We start from the raw sequence: 5,404 nt of genomic DNA, 5'->3' as shown, positions 1-5,404 counted from the left end.
AAACTAATCATATTCACTACGAAATTCACGAGAATCACTACTTTACCCATTAGCTGGTAAAAAATCATCATTAAATATTAAAATTTTCAGAAAAATAATTGACTTTTTCCTATATACACGGTATCTTTGTTTTAAAATATATAACACATTTATTGTGTTACGGTAATATAACGTTATATAAATAAAATTTTATGTAATACAGGGGGTAGAATCTTGATTTTACATGAAATCGAAACAAAGAGCCGTGAGTTTATTGAAGAAATCCAACTTCAGAGGCTTAAGGCTACTGTAGAAAAAGTTGCCCAGCGTGTGGCTTTTTACCGTGAGAGGTTTGAAAAAGCCAATTTCTCTCCAGAAATGCTTAATAGTTTGGAAGATTTGGAAGCGCTTCCGTTTACCGAGAAGCAGGATCTGCGGGATAACTATCCATTTGGATTGTTCGCAGTTCCGCAAAGTGAGATGGTAAGGGTTCATGCTTCATCAGGAACAAGTGGAAAGCCGACAGTCGTTGGCTATACCCAGAATGATATTGAAATGTGGAGTGAGATTGTTGCAAGGTCAATTGCTCTTGCAGGAGGCGAGCCAGGCAAGTTCCTTCATAATGCCTATGGATATGGACTTTTTACAGGAGGTCTTGGGCTTCACTATGGAAGCGAAAAGCTTGGGATGGTGACGGTTCCAGTCTCAGGAGGAAATACTCAAAGACAAATCATGCTGATACAAGATTTTAAGCCACAGGTCATTTGTGGAACGCCATCCTACATTTTAAATATAGCTGAAACAATGGAAGATATGGGGATAAATCCTCGAGAGACTTCATTAAAATACGGCATTTTCGGCGCGGAACCTTGGTCGGAGGAAATGCGGAAAACTCTTGAAGAAAAACTGAATATCAAAGCCTGTGATATCTACGGTTTGAGTGAAGTCATTGGACCAGGTGTCGCAAATGAATGTCACGAAGCACAGGCAGGACTTCATGTTGCAGAAGATCATTTTTACGTTGAGGTCATCGATCCTGAAACCATGAAGCGGGTACCTGATGGTGTGGAGGGAGAGCTTGTTTTCACGAGTCTTACTAAAGAAGCTTTTCCAATCATTCGCTACCGTACTGGGGATATAGCATCGCTAAGCAGGGAGAAATGCAGTTGTGGAAGAACGACCGTGAGAATGTCGAGGGTAAAGGGACGAATCGATGACATGCTGATTATCAATGGGGTCAACGTTTTCCCATCGCAAATTGAACATTGTCTGCTGACAGTTCGAGAACTAGCCCCGCATTATCAGATACAGATTTTACAAAAGCGGACATTAAAAGTGCTTGAGCTGCATGTTGAGATGAATGAGGATTTTTTTACAGCAATAGGCGAAGATCCTATTTCGGACACCGTGTATGTACTGGAACAAAGAATTCAAGCATTGCTTAAAAGCCAGTGTCTGATCTCAATTGAAGTTCGGGTCCATCGCCCAAAAACGATTCCGCGTTCGGAAGGCAAGGCAGTCCGGATTGTCGATAAAACGAAGGAACCAATCGGAACATAATTTTTAAGGAGGCCAACAGCATGGTAAATCCAATTTCTTATGACCAGCTTTCTGAGGAAGCGAAGTATCAGCATTTCATGGAGCGGATTGAAGCTGGCGAGAAAATTGAAGCAGATGACTGGATGCCGGATGAATACAGAATGACGCTGATCAAGCTGATTTCGATGCATGGCATCAGTGAAATAATGGGTGCTCTCCCGGAAAAGGAGTGGGTTCCTAAAGCCCCTTCATTAAAGAGAAAGCTGGGAATCATGGCAAAGGTCCAGGATGAGATGGGACATGGACAACTGCTTCTGCGCGTCTCGGAGGATTTGATGAAGCCCCTGGGGAAGTCGAGGGAGAATATCATTCAAGACTTGCTTTCAGGAGACTTGAAATTCCATAACGTCTTTCACATGGAAGCAAAAACATGGGGTGACGCAGGGCTGATCGGCTGGCTGGTCGATGGTGCTGCGATCATTACACAGACGAATATGCTGGATGCCTCCTATGGACCATATGCAAGAGCATTGAAGCGAATCTGCGCAGAAGAGGTTTTTCATGCGCAGCACGGTGAGGCAATCATTATGGCACTCGCCGAGGGAACGGATGAACAAAGAGCAATGATCCAGGATTCCATCAATCGCTGGTGGGAAGCATTGCTGATGTTCTTCGGGCCAGGAGACGCATCAACAACAGGAACCTCAAAACAGGATATCACGATAAAATACAATATCAGGACAAAAACAAACGAAGAACTCCGCCAAGATTTCTTCACAAAGTACATTCCAAGGGTCCTATCCCTTGGCTTGAAACTGCCGGATGAAACGATGCAGTTTGACCAGGAAAGCGGCATGTGGCAATACAAGCAGCCAGACTGGAGCAAATTCAAACAAATCATCAAAAACAACGGACCAAAATCAAAAGAACGACTAAGACTAAGAGAAATCTCATACAGTAACAACAAATGGGTCATCGATGCATTAAGCAATTAACACAGTAAAGCAGTGGGGGTCAGACCCCCGACAAGTTAATGCGGTAAAGCGATGGGGGTCAGACCCCGGCGCGGTGAAGTGGTAAAGTTCTGCAGGAAAGGGGAGAGTTGGATGTCTGGGAAGGGTTTTTACCAGGAGTTTGAGGTGTTCAGCAAGCGGACGGATACTTCGCCTTTGCAGTACCAGTTTTCGCTGTTGGCGCCGAACCATGAGCTTGCTCTTGTGATGGCGCAGGAGAATTTCATGAGGCGGGAGCCGGTGGCGGATATATGGGTTGTCAAGCGGGATGATGTCCGGAAGATGACGCTTGAAGAGAGGCAGAGTTTGCAGAGGCTGGACAATAAGGATTACCGGAATACTAAGGGCTATGGCTATTTGAAAAAGAAATGGCGCCATTATGAGCAGGGTATGCTTGATGAAAAAGAAATTATGTCCTGGGGAGGGAAGCAGGAGAAATGAAATTGACACTTGAAGACGCATTGAAAAATGAATCTTACCGCCAGGCCGCGGCTGAGCTCCTTTTCCAGCTAGCTGATGATGATTTCATCCTTGCTTACCGCGGTTCCGAGTGGCTTGGCCTTGCTCCTCACATTGAGGAAGATGTCGCGTTTTCCTCGATCAGCCAGGACACGATGGGCCATGCAGCGATGTTTTACCAGCTCCTTTACGATTTAGGTGCAGGTGATCCAGACGAACTTGCTCATGCCAGACCGGCAGCAGATAGAAAGAATGCGATTTTGCTGGAAAAAGTGAATGGGCCAGGAACTTATTTGAATGAACCCCATTATGACTGGGCATTCGCTGTTGTCAGGAACTATTTTTACGCACAAGCGAAGAAGGTTAAGATTGAGTCGCTAAAGAACTCGTCCTACCAGCCATTGGCTGAAGCCGCTGTGAAGGTGAATATGGAGCTTTATTACCATCTGCTTCACTGGAAAACTTGGTTCTCACAGCTTGTCAGCGCAGGAGGAGAAGCAAAGACGAGAATGGAAACTGCGATGGCGACTGTTTTTGAGGAACTTGATGGCCTGTTCTCTTTAGGTGACAAAGGTGAAGAGTTGACAAAACATTATTTAATAGAGTCAGAGGATGTTCTTAGAACAAAATGGGTTCAAATGATAACACCCGTTTTCGAATCGCTGGATCTTAAAATGCCGGAGAAATTCGGGATGAAGAGCGGCAATGGACGAAATGGCGACCATACTTCAGACCTGCAGGCTGCTCTGGTTACTTTAGGTGAAGTATATAATTTTGATCCGGCAGCGAGCTGGTGATGGATGATGCTAAATGATAAGGTCATGGCAGCACTCCAATCTGTCAAGGATCCTGAAATCGACAGTGTATCGATTATCGAGCTTGGAATGCTTGAAGAACTGGAAATCACCTCTGATGGTGTTTTGATAAAACTTTTGCCGACTTTCATGGGATGCCCGGCTTTGGAAATCATTAAGAAAAATGTAATCAATGCAGTAGAGAAAATTGATGAAATCAATAAGATCGAAGTCCAGTTCATTTTCCATCCGCCGTGGACTTCCGACAGGGTATCCGATATTGGCAGGGAGCGTTTGAAGGAATTCGGAATTGCCCCTCCGCCCCGTCATATCACTGAAACAGGAGAGTGGCAGGCGGATTGCCCTTATTGCGGTTCGACCTACACAACGATGGAAAACCTATTTGGTCCAACAGCATGCCGCAGCATCTTATACTGCAAAGCCTGCAAGAATCCATTCGAGGCAATGAAACCGGTATCCACTTTGATGTGACATGCTTGACCAAAAAGTGCATGGAATGTCAGATCAAATGATTAATAGCTTTAAGAATTACATCATATATTCACTTTGATGAACAAACACTTGAAGAACCAATTTGCAAAAAAAAATCAAGTTAACAAAGGGAGAGATTTTTAATGGTAAAACTAATCGCACTTTATAAGCATCCACAAGACAAAGAGGCATTTGATAAGCACTATTTCGAAACGCATGCTCCACTGACAGCTAAGATTCCAGGACTTCGTAAAATGGAAGTGACTCGTGTTGTCGGCAGCCCAATGGGCGGGGAAGGCAAATATTATCTAATGTGCGAAATGTACTATGATGACCATGAAGCATTAAAAGCTGGAATGAAATCACCTGAGGGTAAGGCTTCTGGAAAGGATGTTATGAGTTTTGCTGGTGATCTGGTCACATTGATGATCGGTGAAGAGCAAGATGAATAGAAACTATGAATTGATTGAAACCACTGTCAAAGGGGAGATTGGACTCATTGAGCTTAATCGCCCCAAGGTTCTTAATGCGCTGAACAGGCAAATGGTTTCAGAGGTCCTTTCAGCGATGGAGAGCTATGATAATGACCCCGAAATCAAAGTCATTTTTTTAGCAGGAAAGGGCCGGGCGTTTGCGGCGGGTGCTGATATCGATGAAATGATGGAAGCCGATGCAATCAGCATGGAAACGCTGAACCAGTTCACAGATTGGGATCGTCTGGCATGGATCAAGAAACCTGTGATCGGAGCTGTACATGGCTTTGCTCTTGGAGGCGCTTTTGAACTGGCACTTTGCTGTGACATGCTATTTGCTGCTGAAAATGCAGAGTTTGGCTTTCCGGAAGTAAACCTTGGCGTTATGCCAGGTGCCGGTGGAACCCAGAGGCTGACAAAGCTTGTCGGGAAAACAAAGGCGATGGAATGGATTCTAAGCGGCAAGCGCATTTCTGCAAAAGAAGCATTGCAATACGGCATCATCAATTCAACTTTCTCTGAAGAAGTCTTGATGGAAGAAACGCTGAAATTCGCAGATACGATCGCGAAACAGGCGCCTGTTGCAGTAAGGCTCATCAAGGAATCAATCCTAAAAGCAGTTGATTATCCTTTATATGAAGGCATGCAATATGAG

General features: G+C 44.5%; 7 protein-coding genes. All 7 read left to right on the top strand.

Going from position 1 to position 5,404, the window contains the following annotated elements; genetic code table 11:
• Window positions 1–213 precede the first annotated feature (213 nt).
• Window positions 214–1,539 carry a phenylacetate--CoA ligase family protein gene (locus tag WB217_RS18720; protein ID WP_423994843.1) on the top strand — a complete coding sequence of 442 codons (1,326 nt, stop codon included), beginning with the start codon at window positions 214–216 and terminating at the stop codon, window positions 1,537–1,539.
• Between the two features lie 20 nt (window positions 1,540–1,559).
• Window positions 1,560–2,513: a 1,2-phenylacetyl-CoA epoxidase subunit PaaA gene (paaA, locus tag WB217_RS18715; RefSeq protein WP_423994842.1), complete on the top strand. Its 954-nt coding sequence runs from the start codon at window positions 1,560–1,562 to the stop codon at window positions 2,511–2,513.
• Between the two features lie 111 nt (window positions 2,514–2,624).
• The gene (gene paaB, locus WB217_RS18710; protein ID WP_423994841.1) at window positions 2,625–2,972 is read left to right on the top strand and encodes a 1,2-phenylacetyl-CoA epoxidase subunit PaaB; all 348 of its coding nucleotides are present in this window, start codon (window positions 2,625–2,627) and stop codon (window positions 2,970–2,972) included.
• The gene (gene paaC / locus WB217_RS18705; RefSeq protein WP_423994840.1) at window positions 2,969–3,787 is read left to right on the top strand and encodes a 1,2-phenylacetyl-CoA epoxidase subunit PaaC; all 819 of its coding nucleotides are present in this window, start codon (window positions 2,969–2,971) and stop codon (window positions 3,785–3,787) included. The genes paaB and paaC overlap by 4 nt, the downstream gene beginning before the upstream one ends.
• Before the next feature lie 6 nt (window positions 3,788–3,793).
• Complete coding sequence (gene paaD / locus WB217_RS18700) at window positions 3,794–4,276, top strand: 1,2-phenylacetyl-CoA epoxidase subunit PaaD (RefSeq protein ID WP_423994839.1); 483 nt, start codon at window positions 3,794–3,796, stop codon at window positions 4,274–4,276.
• A 143-nt stretch (window positions 4,277–4,419) separates the two neighbouring features.
• Entirely contained in the window at window positions 4,420–4,728 is a 309-nt protein-coding gene (locus tag WB217_RS18695) for an EthD family reductase (protein ID WP_423994838.1), read from the top strand.
• On the top strand, window positions 4,721–5,404 hold a 684-nt coding region (locus tag WB217_RS18690), incomplete at its 3' end, for an enoyl-CoA hydratase/isomerase family protein (RefSeq protein ID WP_423994837.1). The genes WB217_RS18695 and WB217_RS18690, both read left to right, overlap by 8 nt.

Source organism: Mesobacillus sp. (assembly GCF_049588175.1).
In the GTDB taxonomy this organism is placed as follows: domain Bacteria; phylum Bacillota; class Bacilli; order Bacillales; family Cytobacillaceae; genus Mesobacillus.
This window is presented reverse-complemented; position numbering and strand designations above follow the sequence as displayed.